Here is a 22,699-nt window from a genome sequence, read left to right as displayed (position 1 = left end):
CTAAGGAGGTATGGTTTTGAAAATCCATATTGTCAAAAAGGGAGACACCCTGTACGAGCTTGCAAAAAAACACCAAATCACACTGGACCAGATCATCGCATTCAATCCGCAAATTGCAGAACCAGATCATCTTGACATCGGGACTAAGGTGAAAATACCTTCCAAAGCGAAGCCCGTTGAACCGTCTGCTTCTGAGTATGTTTATAAGCACATTGTTCAACAGGGCGATAGCTTATGGAAACTTGGGAAAGCTTGGGATGTGCCTCTCCAAGCGATGATTCAAGCGAATCCTCAGCTTAAGAATCCCAATGTACTTATGACAGGAGAAATTGTTTATATTCCCAAAATGGATCATGGGCAGATAGGGGTTAAGCCTTTATCCACGACTAAACCATCGACTGTACCATTTAATCTAGCACCTGCTGCTCAGCCATGGGCAATGGTTGAATCGAACCAACAGCCGTTTATGCCAATTCCCGAAGAACCAATGAGCGAAGCGGCACCTTCACAGGCTGAAGACACAACGTTTGTCATGGAGCAGCAGCCAAGTACCTCTTCGCCGATGGCTTCAACGCCAGTTATTCCTGCCCCTGCCCTTGAGCCTGGGGTCATTGGTCTGCAAGAACCATACGAACAAGCGGTTCACCCCTTCAAGCAATTTCACATTTCGGCGACGGAGGTTTTTGCTTATCCAGGTTCCGATCAACCAGAGGCAAAAACTTACCCGGCTTTTTCACCCTATCAGCAGACGCCATGGGAGCAATTTCCGTATGCCGGAGAGCCTATTTCCTACCAGGCTAGCGAAGATGGCTGCGGCTGTGGCAGTCATTCGACGATGGAACAACCGTGGACGACATTCCCCGCTGGTTATCCGACTGGTTCCGTAGAAAGTCCATGGGATGGCTATCAGCAGGGATTTCCTACAATCCCGGGCTTATATCCACCGGTTTCGCCTTTCGACATGCAACATATGGCTCATACCCCATATGCCTATCAGCAGGATCCTTATGGCATTCCTTATGCTGGAGCTCATTACCAGGCTCCTTATGAGTCGCCCATGCTTCCACAAGTCCATACGCATGAGCTTGCGAAAGAAACCGATACAGAAGAAGTCGTAGAAATTGACATTCGTTCTGATAAGGGGAAGAAGTCAAAAGACAGTGGCAGCTCTTCCAAAAAAGTGAAATTGTCAAGCACATCAGCGCTCGACGCTTTCTTGAAACGTCAAAAGAGAGCTTCTGAAAAGCAGGATGCCAAACCGAATGTACCTTGGATTAACTTCTGAAAATGAAGAAGAAGCCTCCTAAACAAACAGGAGGCTTCTTTAACTTGTTTATGTTTTGAATTATGCAATCATACCAATTGTGAAAAAGACCATTAAGCCAACGACGAAATTCATGCCCCATTTTTTGCGAAGCAGCTCACGTCCGCGGTGTAAGCGGGTTTTGACAGTTGTGATAGGCAGGTTCAGTTTAGTGCTAATTTCTTGAAGAGAGAGCTCTTCGAGATAGTAAAGTGTAATCACACTTCTATATTTGTCTGCTAATTTATTAATAGATGTATGCATATGATCCTGAACTTCTGTTTGGAGTACAGCGTGCTCAGGTGACTGATCTTGACTTGCGAGCTTACTGTAATAGCTATAGTCATCGTCATGATCGTTCAACTCGGCATCTAAAGATTGAACAGGTCTTTTTTTGCGCAGTAAGTCAATAGCGACATTTTTACCAATCCGATAAATCCAAGTTGAGAAGTTCTGGCTCTCATCATAGTGGTTTAAGTTCAAGTAAACGCGGATAAACGTTTCTTGGACAATATCTTCCGAATCAGGCCTGTTATGCAGCATACGAAAAGCAAGTTTCTGTATTTTATTACGGTATAACTCGACTAGCTCCACAAAAGCGTTACGGTCGCCCCGTCTGGATAATTGAATTAATTGAAGTTCTGCCACATTCATGATGTTTCCCTCCTCAGAGTTTTTCGCTAGAAAAACTTTCATCGTAAGCAATTTGCCTTTTCAAATATATATCGTTTTCCCTGAATAAGTATGAGAATAATTCATCTACTTCTGACTATATCATTTCTGTGGCAACAGTCAAATTCTAAAACTACTTAGCGCTCATTTTATACCCATTTGTTACCGAATTTATGGAGGTTTGGTTACTTTTCTGAGTAGGAGATGGTTTGGAGGCTGAAGTTGAACGTGGTGAGGTTACACCAGTTTCAATTCTCTGTACTTCGTTCCAAATGGCGACAGCCCCCCATAACAGGACAACTCCTATAATTAAGAGTGTTGTACGTTTGATCCGTTTTCTACCTTTCATATTGGGCTTCACCATCCGTCTTGATTGGTCTCAGACTTCTCTCTCTATGGTAAATGATGTATAGTGTCTCATGCAAATGGAAACAATACGGAAAAAGAGAATAGAAGGGGATATCGGTGGATGTACAACAATTTTTGAAGCATTGGAAAAGAAGGCTGCGTTGGAAACGCAGTTGGTTGACTTTAGGGATGTTCTTTCTTGTAGGTATGGCCAGCTGGGTTTTATATGCAACAGGCAGCTTTACACATGCTGGTGATAGCCCGATAGGAGCGGTTCGATCAACCTTGGCTGCTCTAACACCGGAAGACGATGAACGTTATAAAGAAGCGATTACGACGTTAAAGCGTTTAACGGATAGCAAAGAAAGCTATTTGCTTAAGTCCTATGTTTGTGGGGAGGAACGCAGTCAGCTGGGTCTGCAAACTCCTGAGCAATTACTAAATATGCAAATGAAGCATCCGAATTGGTTATTGAGCTTAAGTGCGAATGGAGAGGTCACTTTTACCGAAAGCATCGATGATTTATCACCGGCCTGTAAGGAGAAGGCGGTATTTGGTATTGATGGCAGCAGCAATCTCTCCCTGTTTAACGGAACTCCCGCGAAAGATAACGTGATTCGGACATTTTTTCAATTAAATATCAAGCATTTAGAAAGCAGTTTACCGCGCGATACGGTGCAGCAGCTTCGCAAAGGGATTCGTATTTCCGATTTGGAGGAGTATAATAGCGTATTATCGACATTCAGCGATTATGCCGTAGAAGAGACTGAGCGTGCAATGACAAGACCTTAAATGGTTAGAAAATGATGAGGTAGATTAGGGAGATTCCCGAGTCTATCTCTTTTTTTTGTTATCTGCTATAATGGAAATGACTACATATGTTCGCTTTTTTTATGGATGGGAGAGAAATGCTGTGCGTATTCTGGGAATTGATCCAGGGATCGCGATTGTAGGTTTTGGCTTTATTGATAAAATTGGCAGTAAGCTCATTCCTGTGCAATATGGTTCGATACAGACCGAAGCACATACGGATCCTGGGATCAGGCTGAAAGATGTCTATGATGCTACGACGCAATTGATAGAGAAGTATAAACCGGACGCGATGTCGATAGAGAAATTGTTTTTTAATCGGAATGTCACGACGGCATTCACCGTAGGGCAAGCTCGTGGTGTCATGATTCTTGCGGGTGTTCAAGCGGGTCTGCCGATTGCTGAATATACCCCCCTTCAAGTGAAACAAGCGGTTGTTGGCTATGGGAATGCCGAGAAACATCAAGTCCAGGAAATGGTCAAAATTTTACTTAAACTTTCGCAAATACCTAAACCTGATGATGTGGCGGATGCGCTTGCGATTGCTATTTGTCATGCGCATTCTTCTGCTTTGCAATCTAGGATAAATGAGGTCGGGAAACGATGATAGATTTCTTAAGAGGAAAAGTTGCGCTGCGCGAGAGCGACTATGCAGTGCTGGATGTAAATGGCGTAGGCTACCGTGTGTTTTGTCCGAATCCCTATGCGATTTCGCATAAGGAAGATGAGGATGTGACGATGTTTATTCATTATCACGTGCGTGAAGACGCTCACTTGCTATTCGGCTTTCTCTCACGTGATGAGCAGTCTTTGTTTCGCTTATTGCTTGATGTAACAGGTATTGGGCCGAAGGTCGCGCTCGGCATTCTTGCTGCCGGTGGAAGACCGGAGGCTGTGATTTTGGCGATTAGCCAGGAGAATCTGGCTTTTTTAACGAAGCTTCCTGGCATTGGCAAAAAGACCGCTCAGCGGATTATTTTAGACCTCAAGGATAAATTAGGCTCTGTGAGCTTCTCAAGTCCGGAAGCTGCGGTAGCTTTAAGTGTGGTTGGATCGGCGCAGCTTAGTGAAGGCGGCCATGCCTGGAGTGAAGCGAAGGAAGCCCTGATGGCGCTCGGATACACTGAAGCGGAAGCTGATCGTGCTTGGCTGCAAGTGAAGCCAAAAGCGAATGCGGCTGATTCTGTCGATGTGTTGATGAAGCTTGCACTGCAAGCTTTGTATACGATGCAGTAGAAGAAATTGGGCATGACTTAGCTCATGCTTACAAAGTGAGTTTTGCTAAAGCAAAACTCAGTATATGCTTACGAAGTCAGTTTTGCTAAAGCAAAACTCTTAGGAGGATCACCATGGACAATGACCGGATTATATCGGCTAATTTGATGATGGAGGACAACGCGATTGAGTACAGCCTGCGTCCCCGTTATTTGGCCGAATATATCGGCCAGAAGCAGGCGAAGGAGAACCTTAAGATCTATATTGAAGCCGCCAAGATGCGTAAGGAAGCACTTGATCATGTGCTGCTGTATGGTCCGCCTGGGCTAGGCAAAACAACGCTGTCCAACATTATCGCCAACGAGCTTGGCGTGAGTATCAGAACGACCTCCGGCCCTGCTATCGAGCGGCCGGGCGATCTAGCTGCCATCCTGACAAATTTGCAGGAGGGCGACGTGCTTTTCATCGACGAAATCCACCGCCTCCACCGTACGGTGGAAGAGGTGCTGTACCCGGCGATGGAGGACTATGCCCTTGACATTATCATCGGCAAGGGGCCGAGCGCACGCTCGGTGCGTCTGGACTTGCCGGCGTTTACCTTAATCGGCGCGACGACGCGCGTCGGATTGCTGTCTGCGCCGCTGCGCGACCGTTTCGGGGTCGTCAGTCGGCTTGAGTTTTATACGGTGGAGGAGCTCACCTTCATCGTCAGCCGAACTGCCGACATCCTGCAGGTCGGCATCGTCGGTGAAGCCGCGCGCGAGATCGGCATGCGCTCACGCGGAACACCGCGAATCGCGAACCGCTTGCTGAAGCGGGTGCGTGACTTCGCACAGGTGAAGGGCGATGGCATCATCACACTAGACATCTCCAGAGAGGCGCTGAAGCTCATTCAGGTCGATGACCTTGGTTTGGATGAGATCGATCATAAGATGCTGCGAGCGATTATACAGAGCTTCCAAGGCGGCCCTGTCGGGCTCGAGACGATTGCTGCGACAATCGGCGAAGAGAGTCAGACGATTGAAGACGTGTACGAGCCTTATTTGCTGCAAATTGGATTTTTGCAGAGAACTCCGAGAGGCAGGACCGTAACACCTCAGGCCTATCATCATTTGGGCTTACCAGTACCAGAACACCGGTAATTAGTTGATCTTTTGCTCTGCTGAAAGCGGGCAAAAGATCTTTTTTTGAGTTTCGCAGAATCGCTCGTTTTACTTTATGCAACATTGGAATCAATGTTCGTCTCTTTTTTTGCTTAAATAAACTCTATCAAACAAAACTTCTTCCTGTTCGTAGAGTCTAACTTAGTAGAATACTGCGAAAGAAAGGAAATATTGTCGGATGAAATGGACAAAAAAGCTGCTTACCCCCAACACAATGGCTTTTATCACGACGGCTGTTTTAACCTTTGGAACCTTCCCTGTGATGGAGCCCCATGCTTATGCAGAGGGGATTAAGCATCTGGATCAGATTCGTGTTGCTCTTTTTATAGATTCATCGAAATATAAACTGGTAGAACCGGCAGTTACACTTTCCGCATCAGATGGGATGGATATAGGTGTGCGCAGCTCAGCGGGTACGCTCGTTAAACCGTGGCTGTCGATTCCAGAGTCTTCCATTCGCTTGTCTCTTGACCAATACAGTGTGATTTTGTTGGAAACGACGGACTTTGCAGCGGCCAAAGCGTTACATGCTAAGCTTGCAACATTGCCAGGAGACGGCTATGTGTTAAGTAGAGTGAAGCAAGGCAGAACGGTTTATCAAGTCTTTTACGGCAGCTTCCCTTCAAAAGAGGCAGCGGAGGGCGCTGGAGCGCAGGCGCTAAAAGATACAACGGTTGCGTCGTTAACGAAATCGGCTCCCCCCGTATTAACAGGTCCGCTGCATTGGAGTGCGGGCACTTATGCTACAGAGGCAGCTGCTTTGCAGCAATTAGATGTGTATACACAATCTGGACTCCAAGCGGATCTTGCACTCCAAGAAGATCTGACAGGCCAACTGGTTTATAGCGTATGGGTAGGCAGTGAAGCTACAGCAGGGCAATTAGAAGCTGTAAAACAGACAGCGTTAAGAGTGGCACCCAGCATTTCTTTGCAAGCGGTGAATACAAAGTCATCCTATTTGGTCCGTAGATCGGATGTAACGTCGTCCTCGAACGGTACCGTTTCTGTACCTCATTACGCAGCGGCTGCAGGTGAGCAAAGAACGCTGGTCCATTCCAAGGGTGAGGGTATTGCGATCCAAGAGCGGGCTGACCGTCGTTACCGCGGAGACATGGAGATTAGTACATATCATGATAAGTTAGCCTTGGTGAATGAAGTAGCGATGGAGCAATATCTATACGCTGTGTTAGGCTCGGAGCTTAGTTCGGTTTGGCCGATTGAGGCTTTGAAGGCACAGGCTGTCGCTGCTCGTACTTTTGCAATCAAACAAGGAAATAAATATGAGATCGCCCAAGTAACTGATACCACCTTGGATCAGGCTTACTTCGGCATGCAAAAGGAATTTGCTGCAGGCACACAAGCTGTTGATGCGACGAAAGACGAAGTGTTATCCGATAATAACGGTCTAATTTCGCCTGTGTTTTCATCCAATTCAGGAGGAATGACAGCTGATCCATCGGAGGTTTGGGGGAATCCAGTAGCCTATTTGCGCAGTGTGCCAAGTCCGGATGAAGGTGCCGAAAAAGGGAAAGCCACCTGGTATCGCATTCAGTTAGCGGATGGACGTGCGGGTTACGTACATCATATGTACCTGAAAGACAGTGGACAGAAGGAGAAGGAAGGTGCTTCCTACTATGAGGCCACGGAACAAGGCGTTAATGTGCGCAGGGCACCCTATGTGGATAATATAGTTAATCCTTCGATTGCTCAGCTTTCTGTGAAAGAAAAAGTGCTCGTATTAGGCGAAGAAAAAGAATCCAATGCCTATTCCTGGATAAGAGGACCATACACAGCTAGTGATATCAAGAGTAAATTAACAGCAGCAGGAGTAGCCGTGAGCGGAGATTTGCAATCGCTTGAAATATCGAAACGCGGACCATCTGGTAGAGTAACGGAACTCAAGGCGAACGGAATGGTGGTGAAGGTACAATATCCCGATGCCTTACGCTCGGCACTTGGCGGATTACCCAGCACCCGGTTTGAAATTGAAGAAGCAGGAAGTTATACTGGTAATAATTCAATTACTGTTAGCCTAGCGATTGTTGGTGCAGCAGCTACCGAGACAAGTAGTGCTGGCTCTGATCCGGTCTATGTGCTATCCGGTGGACAATCGGTCCCAACAGCTTTGAAGAAAGCTGATATAATGGCACTAGGCACTGCGGGATTGTCTAAACCAGCGGATACGCCTGTAACCCACGTGCCTCCTCCTAGTGGTCAAACAGCAGGTCAAGGCAAACAGTTCGTTTTTCGCGGCACAGGCTACGGGCACGGACTTGGCATGTCTCAATGGGGAGCAAGAGGGTACGCCGAATTAGGGTACGATTATAAGAAGATACTTCAGACATACTATGCTGGAGTCAACATAACTAAGGAATGAATATACTATCATGGATGTACAAGCTTTCGACTTTGAACTACCTGAATCATTGATTGCTCAGACGCCGTTGCTTAATCGAACGGCGTCTAGGCTGCTTACGCTCAATAAACAAACAGGTGAAATTGGCCACCGGACATTTGAACAACTGATTGATTATGTGGAAGCCGGGGATTTGCTCGTGATGAATGACACACGGGTCATTCCAGCACGGCTTTTTGGCGTGAAAAAAGACACCGGCGCAAAAGTAGAGATTTTGCTCCTGAAGCCTCTAGGAGAGGATCGCTGGGAAGCTTTGGTGAAGCCTGGAAAAAGAATGCAGCTAGGGGCTGTGGCCATATTTGGATTTAACGCCGCTGACGCAGAACAACCTTTGTTAACAGCGGAAGTTGTGGAAGTTGGAGATATGGGGGCTCGTGTGCTTCAATTTAGCTATACCGGCATTTTCAATGAAATTCTAGACCGGTTAGGTGAAATGCCGCTTCCTCCTTACATCAAGGAGCAGCTCTCGGAGCGGGAACGCTATCAAACCGTGTATGCGAAGCATGAAGGGTCATCTGCTGCACCAACGGCAGGGCTGCACTTTACAGAAGCTTATTTGGATAAACTACAAGCCAAGGGTGTTCGAATTGCGTTTGTCACCCTGCACGTCGGATTAGGGACATTCCGTCCTGTGTCCGTGGATACGGTTGAAGAACATCAAATGCATGCGGAGTATTATGTGCTATCACCTGAAACGGCAGCTTTAATTAATGAAACAAAGTCGAATGGCAAGCGTGTTATCGCGGTTGGCACGACGTCTGCGCGCACATTGGAAACAGCCGCTGGGTTGAGCCTTGAGCATGCCGTTGCTGGAGCTGGCGAACAAGTTGACATATTGCCCTCACAGGGTTGGACTAGTATTTTTATTTATCCTGGTTACACTTTCGGTGTGGTGGATGCCTTGTTAACGAATTTCCACTTACCGAAATCAACCTTGCTTATGCTGATTAGCGCATTGGCTGGGCGAACGAATGTGATGCAAGCTTATGAAGAAGCTGTTCGCGAACAGTACCGCTTTTTCAGCTTTGGAGATGCGATGTTGATTTACTAAAGATTGATTACAGAGGAAGCTTAGAATAGGAAGTGGATGTATTGGCAGCAGCAGTTACGTACGAACCGATCAAAACGTGTAAGCAATCCGGAGCCCGACTAGGTCGAGTTCACACTCCCCATGGAGTGGTTGAAACCCCAGCCTTCATGCCAGTTGGCACACAGGCCACTGTGAAGACAATGAGCCCTGAGGAATTAAAGACGATGGATGCTCAAATTATTTTGAGTAACACGTATCACCTTTTCATTCGTCCTGGTCATGAGATTGTGAAAGCCGCTGGCGGCCTGCACAAATTCATGAATTGGGATCGACCTATTTTAACAGATAGCGGAGGGTTTCAAGTATTCAGTCTGAGTAATATGCGTAAAATTACAGAAGAAGGCGTTCAGTTCAAGTCTCACTTGAATGGGGACAAGCTGTTTCTCTCCCCAGAGAAGGCAATGGAGATTCAGAATGCACTTGGATCTGATATTATGATGGCCTTTGACGAATGCCCGCCTTTCCCAGCAGAATATGACTATGTGAAGAGATCACTGGAGCGTACGACACGTTGGGCAGAGCGCTGTCTGCAAAGTCATAGCAGACCGGAAGATCAAGGATTATTTGCGATCATCCAAGGTGGCATGCACGAGGATCTTCGTAGGTTGAGCGCGGAGCAGTTGACTTCCATGGATTTCCCGGGGTATGCTATTGGTGGACTGAGTGTTGGAGAGCCTAAGCACCTGATGTATGAAGTGCTAGATTACACAACACCTCTTATGCCTGTGAACAAACCTCGCTATCTTATGGGCGTTGGTTCCCCTGATGCTTTAATTGAAGGCGCTATCCGTGGTATAGACATGTTCGATTGCGTATTGCCTACAAGGATAGCCAGAAATGGGACATGTATGACAAGCGAAGGTCGTCTAGTTATTCGCAATGCTAAACATGCGACCGACTTTGGTCCGCTGGATCCCAAATGTTCTTGTTATACGTGTACGAATTACAGCAGGGCTTATATTCGTCATTTAATTAAAGCGGATGAGACCTTCGGAATCAGATTGACTACTATTCATAACCTTCACTTTCTGCTACAGCTTATGCGTGAAGTCAGAGAAGCTATTAAGGAAGATCGTTTGCTTGATTTCCGCGATGACTTCTTTGCAGCTTATGGGCTGAATGATAATGAAAGAGGATTTTAAGAGAGGAGGATACCTATGTTTCTATTGGCTGAAACTGCAGCTGCTAATACAGGTGCGGTAGGATATTTGTATACATACGGGCCCCTAGTGCTCATGTTTGTAGTGCTCTATTTCTTACTTATTCGTCCACAGCAAAAAAGACAAAAAACACGTAGTCAAATGCTTGGAGGATTGAAAAAAGGGGATAAGGTCGTTACGATTGGTGGGCTTCACGGAACGATTATGGAAATCACGGACGACATTTGTGTGCTTCGTGTCAACGATGCAACGAAAATGACATTCGATCGTTCCGCTATCAATGCTGTTTCTCAAACGGCAGCAAAGGAATAAAAACAAAAAGCGAGATCCTTCAATCAGGTTCTCGCTTTTTGTTTGGCTTTTTATAAGTGGGGATTAGAGTTCATTGTTCTTTAAAGGTTTAAGCAGAGCTTGTTCGCCAAGAACGAGACGCCCTTCTGAGATACGTAGTCCGACTCTTGCTGCTACGACACCGAGCACAACACCGGCACACATATCCGATAACCAGTGGATGCCCAGATAAAAGATCGTGAAAATAATAAACGCCGAGGAGCAGGGTACGAATATTCTCCAAAAAGTATTGCGACTTTTCACTGCGATCACAGCCATCGATACCGAGATCGATGTGTGTAGACTTGGGAAACAATTGTCAAGCCCAGAAAGTGGACGATAGTCTTGCTCGAATGTTGGAAAGACATCCAAAATCAACAGCTTCACATTGGGATGAAATGACCAAACTTCGTTGACTGGGAAAAACAGATAAAATGGAATGGCAATCATATAATTGAACATTAATGCATAACAAATGGCGTAGAATAGTTTAAAATTCTTCTGGTACGTATAGAGGGCTATGGAGGCAATCATAACGGCTGGAAACACAACAACGTAGAAATAACTGCTAACAAAGGTTAGCGTATCTTGGTGGAAAAAGTGCTGAATAGATGATACAAAGTTACCTTCAATGAAATATATCGATTTGGTGAAATCCGCTTTATAATCAATCCTATTTTCAACCCACATCTCTACTTTATTAAAAAAAAGGATTGTGATAAGAGCCGCGAAGTGAATTAGATATTTACGTGAACTAAAGATTTCTTGAACAAAACTTCCTGCGATACTGAACGGACTTTTGCGTGTGGCGGCAATGAGAAAGACAAAGATGGTGATAACTATATAGACCGTTGCATGCGTCATCGACTGAAACGGGCTCATGGTGTTTTCCCCCTAATAATGGAAATAATTTGCGGCAACAATTCTGATATTATACCACAATCTTAGGGGGAAAGTGATGTTTTCACGGAAACGTCTTATTTTTTCGTGTTTACGCCGAGTATACCTCCAAGTGCACCGGATACGAATAAGATGACGAGCAATTGAAGGGATTGAAGATTCAGCCCTGCATCGAAAGCAAGAAATCCAACCAAAAAGATGAGGATAAAATAAACAAAACCAACGATCCCCCCGTGATACCAGCCGCGGGTTCCTGCTCTTTTGCCTGACACCCAGCCTCCTATAAACAGAGATGCCGCATGAATAATCGTAGTTAATGTGTGCAGGGAGCTCTCTTGTGTGCTTGTTAACAATAAGAACAATGAAGTCACTATTGTTCCAATTGTCATCATACATAGTGAATAAGCAAGTCCGGAAAATAATGGAGATGTTATTCGAACCTGACTAACCGTCTTCATGGGGTTCACAGGCACCAATCCTTTCATATATTCGTTCTTTTCATTAACATCATTGTATGGCCAAGCACATAGAATTAGTACAGACTGTTCAAAGGAGAAGTGAATAATTATGACGGAATTTTCTCAAGGGCCAGCCTTTTGGCAAGCCATCCTCGCCCTCCTTATTTTTGCCGCGGCTTATGTTTGTATCTTGATTGAGAAATGGGATCGTATGTATACAGCTTTAGGTGGAGCCGTACTGATGGTTGTGCTGGGGATTGTTCCTTTAGGTATGGCGGTTACAACCTATGCGAATTGGCATGTTCTTTTACTTCTTGCAAGTCTATATCTGATTGCCGGACTCTTTCAGAAAACAGGACTTATTGCTTATTCGGCAAGTTATCTTATACGAAGGTTTCGGTTACAGCCATTTACAATTTTATTGAGCCTGTCAGTCCTTGCGGCTGTAACTTCGGCCTTGTGGGATGGTTTACTAGCTATAGCTGTGATCGTTCCTATTCTGCTGAAAACGACGAAGTTGATGAAATTGTCGCCTGTTCCTTTTCTGATTTCAGTTCTTTTATCTGCAAACATTGGCGGAGCTGCAACGCTTATCGGGAATTTGCCAAATCGTATGATTAGTGCATCAGTGAATTTATCATCGGGGGAAATACTAATAAAGATCGCACCACTTGTTATTATGTTGTTAGCTATTGTGTACCTCGTGATGTGGATGATCTACGGAAAGAAAATGCTCGTAGCGGAATCGCACAAGCGGGAGCTGCTTAGTTTACAACCGGCCTCTTACTTGGCAGCGGATCGAGGATTTCTTATTGGCAGCAGCTTAATCACTGGACTAACGTTATTGGCTTTATTATTACAGGGTGCTTTGGGCTTTAAAGCCTCGTATATAGCTGCATTTGGGGCACTGGCCTTATTGGCGTTAAACTATAAAGAACTAGTCCAACTCGTGAAAAAAAGAGACTATCGTTCCGTTTGGCATGGTTTGATGGAAACACAACTGCTATTTTTCCTAGGGTTATTCATCATGGTGGGTGGGTTAACGTATTCAGGCATTTCAGGTTTTATTGCCGCTAGAGGGTTGGAAATTAGCCAAGGGAGTGTCCCATTCTTATCCATACTTCTCTTATGGCTGACTGGCTTTGGCTCCGCCATGATGGACTACATTCCGTATACAGCGGCCATGATACCTGTTGTCGAACATATGGGGGGAGTCATGCTTAATCTTTCCCACGTGACGATTTCGCCTCTATGGTGGTCATTAATTGTCGGTACGGCGATTGGAAGCGGTGTTACTCTTCTCAGCTCCACTACAAGTATGTATGCTGCTGCTCTTTCAGAGCGTGAAGGGGGAGGGTTGACGCAACGTAATTATTTTATCGTGGCGGCGCCGATTTCCCTACTTTTATTCCTAGTAGCTACGATTTATTTCAAGTTATTTCTGTTGTAATTGCCAACAATTGAATACGTAATTTCTGCATGATGAAGTGCATCAGCGGTCAGAATACCATTGAACTCCGAGAACAAGCAAGAGCTTAGATCAGGGAGGCTAACAATGGATATTTTGATCATTTTTTTACGTACCGTGCTGATCTACTTTGTCGTCTTTCTCATTCTGCGACTTATGGGAAAACGAGAAATTGGTAAATTGTCAATATTCGATCTCGTGATCTCGATCATGATTGCCGAAATTGCGGTTTTTGTAATTGAGGATACCAAAAAACCCCTCATGGATGGGATTGTCCCCATGTTAACGTTGGTCCTGATCCAAATCTTAATCGCCTTTGTTACGTTAAAAAGTAGAACTGTCCGAGTTCTCTTTGACGGTAAGCCAAGCGTTTTAATCGATAAGGGAAAGATCAACCGCGAGGAAATGAAGAAGAATCGCTACAATTTAGATGATTTGATGCTGCAGCTTAGACAAAATAAGATCCTAAATGTGGCAGATGTGGAGTTCGCAGTCCTAGAGCCTTCGGGGAAATTAAGTGTCTTGGAGAGAGTAGAGAAAGAGACAGAGATAATGACAGGTGTAAATGAAGACGTACCTAAGGGTACGATTCGCTATGAAGGACTTCCGCTGCCTCTCATTATGGATGGTAAAGTGCAGGATGATAATTTGGAGAAAATAGGTAAAACGCGATTTTGGTTGAAAAATCAACTCCAAAACAAAGGAGCCCGTGATTTCAAAGAAGTGTTTTATTGCTCCATTGATCATAGAGGGCGAATGTTTTTGGATCGCAAAAGATAAGACTCGGGGCTAACTGTGGGATCTTCTGCTGCCTAGATTCATCGTATGATCTTTTTGCCCATACTCATCACACGGCTTATATCTTTCAAGCTAATAAGACGGAATACCGTGATGAAGATCAAATAGACAATAAACCCAATGATAAAAGATGTTACAAAACGGAGCCAATCTGTTGAAGTCCAAGGTGTATACATGACAAAGTAACTACAAAGGCCGGAAAGTGCCATAGCCGCTCCAATTTTGCCGAAATCGCTGCCTTCCATGCGGAATTTCAACAAGCGCACAACACTGTTCCAATGCAGAAGCGTAACCAAGACGATATTCACATTGATGGCGAAAACGGCTCCGTGAATCCCCATCTCCGGTTTACTGGCTAACAAATAGATGAGAATTAGCTTAACGATTGAGCCGATCAAGGTGTTGATTAAAGCAGCCCCGGGCTTGTTCAAAGCTTGTAAGGTAGACTGCAGGGGAGCCTGGAAATAAATAAATATAGCAATAGGAGCCATCATTTTCAACATGATACCTACATCAGGTTGATTGTACATATACGTACAGATAGGCTCCGCCAGAACGAACATAAGGACAGCGAATGGAGCACCGGTTACTAAGGCCAACTTTAATGATTGGTGCAGACGCATATGAATCGTTTTGATATCTTTATGGGCGGCCGCTTCGCTTAAGGATGGAACGAGTGAGACTGATAATGACATCGTTAGTGCGCTGGGAAGAAGTATGATGGGGATAATCATCCCTTGTAAAGCACCGTACTGAGCTGTAGCAAGTGAAGTGGAAATACCAGCTATAGCTAGACTTTGAGCTATTAGGATAGATTCGAATAGGTAAGAGCTTGCCCCAATCAATTTACTTCCTGTAATTGGGATTGCTATTCGCATGATTCTGCTGAAATTTGCAAGTCTGCCATTTGTTTTATTCGTACCAATCTGTGCGAGGGGGGCCTTCAAAGATGTTTTTTTATCGTACTTGAAATGGATAGCTAGGACAACAAGACCGCCAATTTCACCTGCTAGAACACCTATCATGGCACCGGCAGCTGCATATTCGATCCCATATGGGATCATTACATACGAACAAACAAGGACCATCACTATGCGGATAAGTGTCTCCATTATTTGAGAAGTGGCAGTAGGGATCATATTCTGTCTACCTTGGAAATAACCGCGATAAACAGCGGAGATACCTATGATCGGTATCATTGGGCTCATACAGAGAAATGTGTAGTAAACACGTGAGTCTGTTAACAAATGAGATGTAATCCACGAGGCTCCTGCGATGCAAACAATTGTAAATAGGGCGCTGAGGCCGATGGTTATCGCTACGGAAATTCTTAGGACACTGCGGATCCTCGTTTCATTGTGTTCTGCCTCCGCTTCTGCAATTAGTTTGGCAATTGCAACAGGAATCCCGCCTGTTATAATCGTTAGGATGACAGACAAGAATGGCCAGCCCATATGATAGATACCGATGCCTTCAGCACCGATGACACGCGGTAAAGTAATTCTAGGTATGAAGCCAAGAATTCGGTTCAGAATACCCGCGGCTAACAGAATCATCGTGCCTCTAATAAACGACTGCTTGGTCAATGCTATTCCCTCTTCCGATACTTGTCATATTCTATGAATATGCGAGGGCTGGCCAAGCTCATGCTAACATTTTGTGGACAGGTTAGAGCTTGGCAGGAATATGGTGGATGAATATCGAATTATTCAAGCAGTAAAGGTAAATCAAACCTTAGGAGGTTCTCCCTATGAACGGAGAAGATAACGATCAAGTCCCTCATCATCCTGAGGATAAAGAGAAAGACCAGATAGAAGAAAGCGAGATAGAATCCCTAGACGCCGAGGGAGATGAGATTGTCCTTTCCGATAATGAACTCAATGAACTTATCGAAAGCCTTTGTTTAAGTAAAGTTGAAGAATTTGTCATGCTTGGCTATGAACACGTGAGTGGTAAAGATATATGGGATTGTGTTAGCGACAAATATCGTAAAACAGGTATCCCTTCTCTTCATCAAATCGTGAACGACATTTTATCGCTTAAATCGACCCAGTTTATGAACTGGATGACGATTAGTATGTATAAAGGAGCCCAATTCTAGGATAGGGCTTATTTTTCATGAAACGACTTAAATTGACTCGATTTTCAGACCTGAGTATAATAGGCATATTGAGTATCGAAGGGAGACAAGCAAGAGATGTTGGATTGGAAAAGAATCTCGTTCTTTTTTCTAACGGTTGTTGTTGTACTTGGAGCGATCACGGCAACAAGCCCTAGACTTGTAGAACGAATCAAGCTTGGATTGGATTTAAAAGGCGGTTTTGAAATTTTGTATACCGCAGAACCCTTGGCAGCTGGTAAACCACTGACGAAGGAAACGCTTACGCAAGCGGCAGAAAGTCTTGCCAAACGAGCTGACACCCTTGGTGTAGCTGAACCTGAGGTTTATCCGGAAGGAACAGATCGCATTCGTGTACGACTTGCGGGTGTGGAAAACGAGGAAGAAGTTAGAAGCTTAATGTCCAAGCCTTCTGTTCTTACGTTTAGAGGTCCGGATGGAACGATCTACATGAATGGAACAGATTTCGTAGAAAACGCAGCGAAATTAAGCTACGATCCAAATACGAAGCAACCGATTGTAGAAATCAAGATGAAAAGCAGAGAGAAATTCAAAGAAGTAACGACTAAGCTAGTTGGCAGCACTTTGTCCATTTACTTGGATGATCAAGTGCAGTCTACAGCATCTGTTAATTTTCCAATTGACAGTGATTCCGCAATCATTACCCAAACGAGTGTAGCGGAAGCAACTAAAGTAGCGAAGATGATTAACTTAGGGGCTATGCCGTTAAAGTTAACAGAAAAATATATTCAACGTGTTGATGCAACCTTAGGACAAGCATCGCTGCAACAAACAGCCAGAGCTGGACTGATTGCTTCGATCCTGATCTTCATCTTCATGGTGCTGTATTACCGTATACCAGGCCTTGTGGCCGCTTTTACATTAATTTCTTATGTATGGCTACTCTTAGCGATATTTGACTTTATGAACGCGACACTTACTCTGCCGGGTATTGCGGCCCTCGTCTTGGGTGCAGGTATGGCTGTGGATGCGAACATTATCACATACGAAAGAATCCGCGAGGAAATACGTGCGGGGAAGAGCATTCTTTCATCCTTGAAAGCAGGCACCAAACATTCATTCCGTACGATTATGGATGCTAACGTAACGAATTTGATCGCTGGTATTGTTCTGTACTATGTCGGAAATGGTGCCATTCGCGGATTCGCAGTTATTACGATGATGAGTATTATTATCAGTATCTTAACGAACGTATTGTTCTCCAGATGGCTGTTGCATCTTATCATAAGAGGCAACTTGCTGAAAAAGCCAAGTTATTTTGGTGTGAAGGAGGCAGACATTCGTGGGCTTTAAGAAACAGTTTGATTTTGTAAAAAATCGCAATAAATTTTTTATCGTTTCGATTGCTATTCTTGTTATTGGTTTGGCCGTTATGTTATTCTCTGGCATGAATTTCGGTGTTGATTTTAAAGCCGGAACGAATATAGATCTTGTTGTGGGTAAACAACTGGATAAGGCTAAGGTAGGAGAGATATTGCATACTCTTACAACAAACGGCGACGTGAAGTCGAACTATGCAGATCCAACAATCGGCGGTAATAACAGTGATCGAGTTTCTATCCGATTCGACGATGTTTTAAACGATGAAACAGTAAATAAGATCCAAAAGGCTTTCGCAACTGCTTATGGTACGGAGGTCTCCAAAGAAATTAATACGGTTGATCCTCAATTAGCAAAGGAATTGCTGCTTAAGGCCGTTTATGCCGTTGCCATTTCCAGTGTTTTGATTTGCTTGTATGTGAGTATCCGTTTTGAATGGCGTTTTGCGATAGCGGCAATTATTGCCATTCTTCATGATGCATTTATGGTTATCGCGATGTTTGCGATTTTCCGGTTTGAGGTGAACTTGCCGTTTCTGGCGGCAGTCTTGACCACGATTGGTTATTCCATCAATGATAAAATCGTTATTTTTGACCGTATTCGTGAAAATCTAAGATTTGCTAAACTCAAAACGGACGAAGATCTCGTCGCGTTGGTCAATAATAGTATTTGGCAGACGATGGCTCGGAATATTAATACCGTACTCGTGGTATTGTTAGCCGCAGGATGTTTGTATATTTTCGGAAGCGAATCGATTAAGCTTTTCGCGCTTGCGAAGTTAATCGGTTTAACGAGTGGAGCTTATTCTTCCGTCTTTATCGCATGTTCGCTCTGGTACTTATTGAAAAGAAAATCTTTACCTAGTTCTAAAAAGAAAGCTGCAGCGTAATAACCATAATAACCGGCCGCGTGAATGTTGCGCGGCCTTTGTATCCGTTCAGGGGGAGTGTCAACGTGAATGACGAGCGTTTTCAAAAGACAGAACTCGCTGTATGGGTCGGTATCGCCCTCCATGTAGCTCTTGCGTGTCTCAAAGGTGTTGTTGGCTTTATGGCGCAAAGTAATGCATTGCTCGCTGACGCGGCGCATTCGGCATCGGATGCATTAAGTTCAGCTGATGCATTAATCAGACTAAGAACAACAAAGATGCCGCCTGAAGAAACGTATCCCTATGGTCAAGGAAAGAAGGTTTCTACTGCAACCATCCTACTGTCGATTGTTATTATGGTCGTAGGTGCTCAGATGGGCATTTCTGCCATCAAATCTATATGGTTTGATGTGGAACATGCTCCAAAGGTTTATGCACTCGTTGCAATTGGGATTTCTCTCTTTGTTAAAGAAATTATGTTTCAATATACATACAGGCTGGGCAAGCGGTTAGGCTCCAAGGAATTAATTGCCAATGCATGGGGGCATCGTTCCGATATATACTCATCTATTGTAGCTCTCATTGGTATTTTTGGATCTTTGATGGGCAATTATCTTAGCCTACCTTTCCTTTATTATTTGGATCCATTAGCAGGACTATTTGTATCCTTATTCGTCTTGAGGATGGGGTATTTATTAGTGAAGGAAGCCTTACATACGAAGATGGATTACGTCCTTCAGAAAGAGGATGCGGCCGACCTAATTGCTGCTGTTCAAGCGGTTAAGGGTGTTATCACCGTTGATGACTTACGGGCAAGAGAACATGGTCATTATGTTGTTGTCGATATCAAAATTAGTGTGAATCCAAGGGTATCTGTATGGGAAGGGCATGAAGTCTCCAAAAAGGTCAAACAGCATTTGATGAAACGATTTCATCATGTTTCTGATGTTTTTGTTCATGTAGCTCCCTATGATGCTGGGTATCCTTACAAAAATAATTCGGATACAGAACTTAACGAATTCCCGTCCGTTTTTCATTAAGAAACTTTATGCCTATGCTTACGAAGAAAGTTTTGCAAAAGCAAAACTCAGTATCGCTATCGAAGAAAGTTTTGCAAAAGCAAAACTCTAAGGAGGACACACCAAGTGCTAGAACCGAAGGCAAGATGGAGCATAGGAAATGCGGATGAAATGCTCGTAGAGACATTGGCGCGTGAGCTTCAGATAGACCCGCTCGTTGCCAGAATGCTTGTTCTTCGAGACATTCGCACCGTGCCAGATGCCGAACAATTTATGCATGGTGGAGTTCACTATTATTTTGACCCGTTTCTGCTTGACGGGATGCTTCCAGCTGTGGAACGTATCCGGGAAGCAATCCAAAATGATGAATTTATTCGTGTATATGGTGATTACGATGCTGATGGTGTCAGCAGCACCTCGTTGATGGCTCATTTGTTAAAAGGTCTTGGCGCACGTTTCGATACGTATATCCCTCATCGCATTCGAGAAGGCTATGGGCTGAATCGTTCTGCTATTGACATAGCCAAAGAGCAAGGCGTCACCTTATTAATTACTGTTGACACAGGCATTAGTGCTGTTCAAGAAATAGCCTATAGTCAGGAATTAGGCATTGATGTGATCGTAACGGATCACCATGAGCCTCCGGAGATACTGCCCCAGGCTTTTGCCGTCATTAATCCGAAGAAGCCGGGCTGTCCATATCCCTATAAACATCTAGCAGGTGTTGGCGTTGCTTTTAAGCTGGCGCATGCTTTGTTGGAACGGCTGCCTGAAGAACTGCTTGAATTTGCAGCGCTAGGGACGGTTGCTGACTTAATGCCTCTTACGGGTGAAAATCGGTTAATTGTAAAGCAGGGATTATTACGCATGCAGGATTCTGCTTACGCAGGATTTCGTTCACTCATCGGTGTATCGGGTATTGAACGCAAAGAAGTGACCGCATCTCACATCGGTTTCTCGCTTGCGCCTAGAATTAATGCCAGCGGTCGATTGGAAGCGGCTGATATTGCCGTGAAGCTGCTCACAACAACGGATGAGAAAGAAGCGGAGCAAATTGCTTTCGAATTGGATATGCTGAATAAAGAACGTCAACATATCGTAGAGGACATGGTGAAAGAAGCCTTTGTTCTAGCTGAGCAGCAGCAAGCCACCGGTCTAGATAAAGTGATTGTTGTCGCAAAAGAACAGTGGAACGTGGGTGTTGTCGGTATTGTAGCATCCAAAATAGTGGAGAAATTTTACCGTCCAACCTTAGTGCTAAGCATAGATCCACAGACTGGTATTGCTAAAGGATCTGCTCGCTCGATTGCTGGGTTTGATTTATACAAAGCCCTGACAGCTTGTGAAGAGTGGCTTGACCATTACGGAGGCCATCAAGCGGCAGCAGGCATGAGTCTGAACAGTATCCATCTGGAGGCGTTCACACATAAACTGAATGAATTAGCAGCGGCATCGTTAACCGAGCAGGACTTCATACCGCTTTTGAAGGCTGATGCGGTGTGCAGCTTGCCGGATGTTCCGATTGCTAGTATTGAGCAGTTAGAGAAGCTCGCGCCTTTCGGCATGGGCAATCCGGCTCCGAGGTTCATGTTTACCGATTTATTGCTCGGTGAAATTCGTACCATGGGCAAAGAGAAGCAGCACCTAAAGCTAGCCCTCTCCCAAGCGAAGGAAGAAGTAAGCTGCTCGGTGGAAGCCGTCGGATTTGGTAAAGGAAGCCTAGCCGGTCTGATTGCGCCTGCAGCCAAAGTAGATGTGCTAGGAGAACTTTCCATCAATGAGTGGAACGGCGTGCGCAAGCCGCAAATCGTGATGCAGGATCTGCGGATTACGCATATGCAACTCTTTGATTGGCGTGGAGCTGTGCAATTGAGCGCGAAGGTAAGCGCACTTCAAAATAACTTAACATCGGGTAATGGAAGCCGTGTGATTGCTCCAGCTATCGTTTTGTTTGACGAGGCGGATGCGGCATCGTTCGCTTCTGCTGCGTTTCAATTAGGCGGTTCTGTGCCATATTGGATTGTTCAAGACACGGATCAGTTGCAGCCAGGTAATGAAAAAGCCAGCCAGCTGAATTTTGCCAGTATGCAGGATATAATCCTGTATACGATCCCGCGCAGCATAGCTAGTTTGCAGAGTGTTCTTCATCAAGCTTGCGGTATGATGCGTTGTTATCCTGTATTTACCGAGCTTGGACCTGACAGCGGCAGTACACTGCCATCTCGAGACATGTTCAAGATGCTGTATGGCACTTTGCAAAAAGAAGGATCGCTAAATGTGCAGGATGTTCGATTAATGACCTCATTTAGTAAACGTTCAGGTCTTTCACCTGCTATGATTCAATTTATTTTATCGGTCTTTGAGGAATTAGGGTTTGTTGAAAGACAAGGCACCTTCGTTAAACTGCATGCGTCACCGGCTAAGAAAGATCTTACGGCATCCCGCTTGTATCAACATAGATTGCATCGTCAGGAAGTTGAATCCATTGTGATGTATTCCTCTGCCAAAGAACTGGAGCAATGGATAGCCGCACAAATGAAAAGAGAAAATCACTTATTGGAGGAAATCATATGAATTTCAAAGACTACATTCGCGTCATCCCGGACTTTCCACAACCAGGTATTCGTTTCAAGGATATCACGACGTTGCTGCAAAATGGACCCGTTTATAAAGAAGCTATTGACCAGATGAAAGCGTTAATTAAAGAGAAACAAATCGATGTTATTGCAGGTCCGGAAGCTCGTGGCTTCGTTATCGGCGCTCCATTGGCTTACACTCTTGGCGTAGGATTTATTCCGATTCGTAAAAGTGGCAAATTGCCTGGCGAGACGATTGAGGCTGACTATGCCCTTGAATATGGCAAGGATAAATTAGCTATGCACAAGGATGCAATTAAACCAGGTCAAAAGGTGCTAATTGCGGATGATCTACTTGCTACAGGCGGAACGATTCAAACGTCTATTGATTTGATTAAACAGCTTGGTGGAGAAGTTGTAGGAGCTGCATTCTTGATTGAGTTGTCCTATCTTGAAGGAAGAAATAAGTTTGATGGCATAGATGTTGTTTCGTTAGTTCAATATTAAATTTAAATAATTAAGCTGAGAATCGAATTTGTATTATTCGATTCTTTTTTATACAATAAATCACTATCATTTGATAAATACTTCCAACGATTTGCGGGAAAATGATGTTTTTTGTCGAAAGAGTGGAAGCGAATAGTT

21 protein-coding genes are annotated in these 22,699 nt (G+C 44.6%); 17 read left to right on the top strand and 4 right to left on the bottom strand.

Annotated features, from left to right (window positions below):
* The first annotated feature begins 16 nt into the window (after positions 1 to 16).
* Positions 17 to 1,285 carry a LysM peptidoglycan-binding domain-containing protein gene (locus BLT91_RS09815; RefSeq protein ID WP_090820225.1) on the top strand — a complete coding sequence of 423 codons (1,269 nt, stop codon included), beginning with the start codon at positions 17 to 19 and terminating at the stop codon, positions 1,283 to 1,285.
* A 60-nt stretch (positions 1,286 to 1,345) separates the two neighbouring features.
* Here BLT91_RS09815 and sigW read toward each other — a convergent pair whose 3' ends face one another.
* Positions 1,346 to 1,957, bottom strand: coding sequence for an RNA polymerase sigma factor SigW (gene sigW, locus BLT91_RS09810; protein ID WP_090820223.1), 612 nt, complete (start codon positions 1,955 to 1,957; stop codon positions 1,346 to 1,348).
* A gap of 483 nt (positions 1,958 to 2,440) precedes the next feature.
* Between sigW and BLT91_RS09805 the strand changes: the two genes are divergently transcribed.
* The 8 genes from BLT91_RS09805 to yajC all read left to right on the top strand — a co-directional run bounded on the left by BLT91_RS09805 (position 2,441) and on the right by yajC (position 10,489).
* Entirely contained in the window at positions 2,441 to 3,115 is a 675-nt protein-coding gene (locus BLT91_RS09805) for a BofC C-terminal domain-containing protein (protein WP_254776865.1), read from the top strand.
* A 121-nt stretch (positions 3,116 to 3,236) separates the two neighbouring features.
* Entirely contained in the window at positions 3,237 to 3,740 is a 504-nt protein-coding gene (ruvC, locus tag BLT91_RS09800) for a crossover junction endodeoxyribonuclease RuvC (protein ID WP_090820221.1), read from the top strand.
* Positions 3,737 to 4,369 (top strand): Holliday junction branch migration protein RuvA, encoded by a 633-nt coding sequence (ruvA, locus tag BLT91_RS09795; protein ID WP_090820219.1) that lies wholly within the window; start codon positions 3,737 to 3,739, stop codon positions 4,367 to 4,369. The genes ruvC and ruvA overlap by 4 nt, the downstream gene beginning before the upstream one ends.
* A gap of 113 nt (positions 4,370 to 4,482) precedes the next feature.
* The gene (gene ruvB / locus BLT91_RS09790; protein ID WP_090820217.1) at positions 4,483 to 5,490 is read left to right on the top strand and encodes a Holliday junction branch migration DNA helicase RuvB; all 1,008 of its coding nucleotides are present in this window, start codon (positions 4,483 to 4,485) and stop codon (positions 5,488 to 5,490) included.
* A gap of 199 nt (positions 5,491 to 5,689) precedes the next feature.
* A complete protein-coding gene (locus BLT91_RS09785) occupies positions 5,690 to 7,888 on the top strand; it encodes a SpoIID/LytB domain-containing protein (protein WP_090820215.1) in 2,199 nt (732 codons plus the stop codon).
* A 10-nt stretch (positions 7,889 to 7,898) separates the two neighbouring features.
* Positions 7,899 to 8,978 (top strand): tRNA preQ1(34) S-adenosylmethionine ribosyltransferase-isomerase QueA, encoded by a 1,080-nt coding sequence (queA, locus tag BLT91_RS09780; protein WP_090820213.1) that lies wholly within the window; start codon positions 7,899 to 7,901, stop codon positions 8,976 to 8,978.
* 41 nt (positions 8,979 to 9,019) lie between these two features.
* Complete coding sequence (tgt, locus tag BLT91_RS09775) at positions 9,020 to 10,159, top strand: tRNA guanosine(34) transglycosylase Tgt (protein WP_090820211.1); 1,140 nt, start codon at positions 9,020 to 9,022, stop codon at positions 10,157 to 10,159.
* Between the two features lie 15 nt (positions 10,160 to 10,174).
* Positions 10,175 to 10,489: a preprotein translocase subunit YajC gene (yajC, locus tag BLT91_RS09770; RefSeq protein WP_090820209.1), complete on the top strand. Its 315-nt coding sequence runs from the start codon at positions 10,175 to 10,177 to the stop codon at positions 10,487 to 10,489.
* A gap of 63 nt (positions 10,490 to 10,552) precedes the next feature.
* Here the strand turns inward: yajC and BLT91_RS09765 are convergent, their stop codons facing one another.
* Both BLT91_RS09765 and BLT91_RS09760 read right to left on the bottom strand, forming a co-directional pair.
* A complete protein-coding gene (locus BLT91_RS09765; RefSeq protein ID WP_090820207.1) occupies positions 10,553 to 11,389 on the bottom strand; it encodes a phosphatase PAP2 family protein in 837 nt (278 codons plus the stop codon).
* A 95-nt stretch (positions 11,390 to 11,484) separates the two neighbouring features.
* The gene (locus tag BLT91_RS09760) at positions 11,485 to 11,865 is read right to left on the bottom strand and encodes a TIGR04086 family membrane protein (protein ID WP_254776864.1); all 381 of its coding nucleotides are present in this window, start codon (positions 11,863 to 11,865) and stop codon (positions 11,485 to 11,487) included.
* Positions 11,866 to 11,974: 109 nt separating this feature from the next.
* Between BLT91_RS09760 and BLT91_RS09755 the strand changes: the two genes are divergently transcribed.
* The gene (locus BLT91_RS09755; RefSeq protein WP_090820205.1) at positions 11,975 to 13,315 is read left to right on the top strand and encodes an ArsB/NhaD family transporter; all 1,341 of its coding nucleotides are present in this window, start codon (positions 11,975 to 11,977) and stop codon (positions 13,313 to 13,315) included.
* A 105-nt stretch (positions 13,316 to 13,420) separates the two neighbouring features.
* Complete coding sequence (locus tag BLT91_RS09750) at positions 13,421 to 14,113, top strand: DUF421 domain-containing protein (RefSeq protein WP_090820203.1); 693 nt, start codon at positions 13,421 to 13,423, stop codon at positions 14,111 to 14,113.
* A 38-nt stretch (positions 14,114 to 14,151) separates the two neighbouring features.
* On the opposite strand, the gene spoVB is transcribed toward BLT91_RS09750, so the two are convergent.
* Positions 14,152 to 15,717 (bottom strand): stage V sporulation protein B, encoded by a 1,566-nt coding sequence (gene spoVB, locus BLT91_RS09745; protein ID WP_090820201.1) that lies wholly within the window; start codon positions 15,715 to 15,717, stop codon positions 14,152 to 14,154.
* Between the two features lie 164 nt (positions 15,718 to 15,881).
* On the opposite strand from spoVB, the gene BLT91_RS09740 reads away from it, so the two are divergent.
* From BLT91_RS09740 to BLT91_RS09715, 6 genes are all read left to right on the top strand, one after another.
* The gene (locus BLT91_RS09740) at positions 15,882 to 16,232 is read left to right on the top strand and encodes a post-transcriptional regulator (RefSeq protein WP_090820199.1); all 351 of its coding nucleotides are present in this window, start codon (positions 15,882 to 15,884) and stop codon (positions 16,230 to 16,232) included.
* A gap of 99 nt (positions 16,233 to 16,331) precedes the next feature.
* Entirely contained in the window at positions 16,332 to 17,564 is a 1,233-nt protein-coding gene (secD, locus tag BLT91_RS09735) for a protein translocase subunit SecD (protein WP_090820566.1), read from the top strand.
* A complete protein-coding gene (gene secF / locus BLT91_RS09730; RefSeq protein ID WP_090820197.1) occupies positions 17,554 to 18,480 on the top strand; it encodes a protein translocase subunit SecF in 927 nt (308 codons plus the stop codon). The genes secD and secF overlap by 11 nt, the downstream gene beginning before the upstream one ends.
* Before the next feature lie 65 nt (positions 18,481 to 18,545).
* Positions 18,546 to 19,499 (top strand): cation diffusion facilitator family transporter, encoded by a 954-nt coding sequence (locus tag BLT91_RS09725; RefSeq protein WP_090820195.1) that lies wholly within the window; start codon positions 18,546 to 18,548, stop codon positions 19,497 to 19,499.
* A gap of 105 nt (positions 19,500 to 19,604) precedes the next feature.
* Positions 19,605 to 22,052: a single-stranded-DNA-specific exonuclease RecJ gene (recJ, locus tag BLT91_RS09720; protein ID WP_090820193.1), complete on the top strand. Its 2,448-nt coding sequence runs from the start codon at positions 19,605 to 19,607 to the stop codon at positions 22,050 to 22,052.
* Positions 22,049 to 22,561, top strand: coding sequence for an adenine phosphoribosyltransferase (locus tag BLT91_RS09715; RefSeq protein ID WP_090820191.1), 513 nt, complete (start codon positions 22,049 to 22,051; stop codon positions 22,559 to 22,561). The genes recJ and BLT91_RS09715 overlap by 4 nt, the downstream gene beginning before the upstream one ends.
* The last annotated feature ends 138 nt before the right edge of the window (positions 22,562 to 22,699 follow it).

The sequence above is a fragment of the Paenibacillus sp. yr247 genome (assembly GCF_900103825.1).
Classification (GTDB): domain Bacteria; phylum Bacillota; class Bacilli; order Paenibacillales; family NBRC-103111; genus Paenibacillus_E.
This window is presented reverse-complemented; position numbering and strand designations above follow the sequence as displayed.

Excerpts from the sequence above, each read along its gene's own strand:
- sigW (WP_090820223.1), bottom strand. The coding sequence starts at position 1,957 with ATGAATGTGGCAGAACTTCAATTAATTCAATTATCCAGACGGGGCGAC.
- ruvA (WP_090820219.1), top strand. The coding sequence starts at position 3,737 with ATGATAGATTTCTTAAGAGGAAAAGTTGCGCTGCGCGAGAGCGACTAT.
- ruvB (WP_090820217.1), top strand. The coding sequence starts at position 4,483 with ATGGACAATGACCGGATTATATCGGCTAATTTGATGATGGAGGACAAC.
- BLT91_RS09785 (WP_090820215.1), top strand. The coding sequence starts at position 5,690 with ATGAAATGGACAAAAAAGCTGCTTACCCCCAACACAATGGCTTTTATC.
- queA (WP_090820213.1), top strand. The coding sequence starts at position 7,899 with ATGGATGTACAAGCTTTCGACTTTGAACTACCTGAATCATTGATTGCT.
- yajC (WP_090820209.1), top strand. The coding sequence starts at position 10,175 with ATGTTTCTATTGGCTGAAACTGCAGCTGCTAATACAGGTGCGGTAGGA.
- BLT91_RS09765 (WP_090820207.1), bottom strand. The coding sequence starts at position 11,389 with ATGAGCCCGTTTCAGTCGATGACGCATGCAACGGTCTATATAGTTATC.
- BLT91_RS09760 (WP_254776864.1), bottom strand. The coding sequence starts at position 11,865 with ATGAAGACGGTTAGTCAGGTTCGAATAACATCTCCATTATTTTCCGGA.
- BLT91_RS09755 (WP_090820205.1), top strand. The coding sequence starts at position 11,975 with ATGACGGAATTTTCTCAAGGGCCAGCCTTTTGGCAAGCCATCCTCGCC.
- BLT91_RS09750 (WP_090820203.1), top strand. The coding sequence starts at position 13,421 with ATGGATATTTTGATCATTTTTTTACGTACCGTGCTGATCTACTTTGTC.
- BLT91_RS09740 (WP_090820199.1), top strand. The coding sequence starts at position 15,882 with ATGAACGGAGAAGATAACGATCAAGTCCCTCATCATCCTGAGGATAAA.
- BLT91_RS09715 (WP_090820191.1), top strand. The coding sequence starts at position 22,049 with ATGAATTTCAAAGACTACATTCGCGTCATCCCGGACTTTCCACAACCA.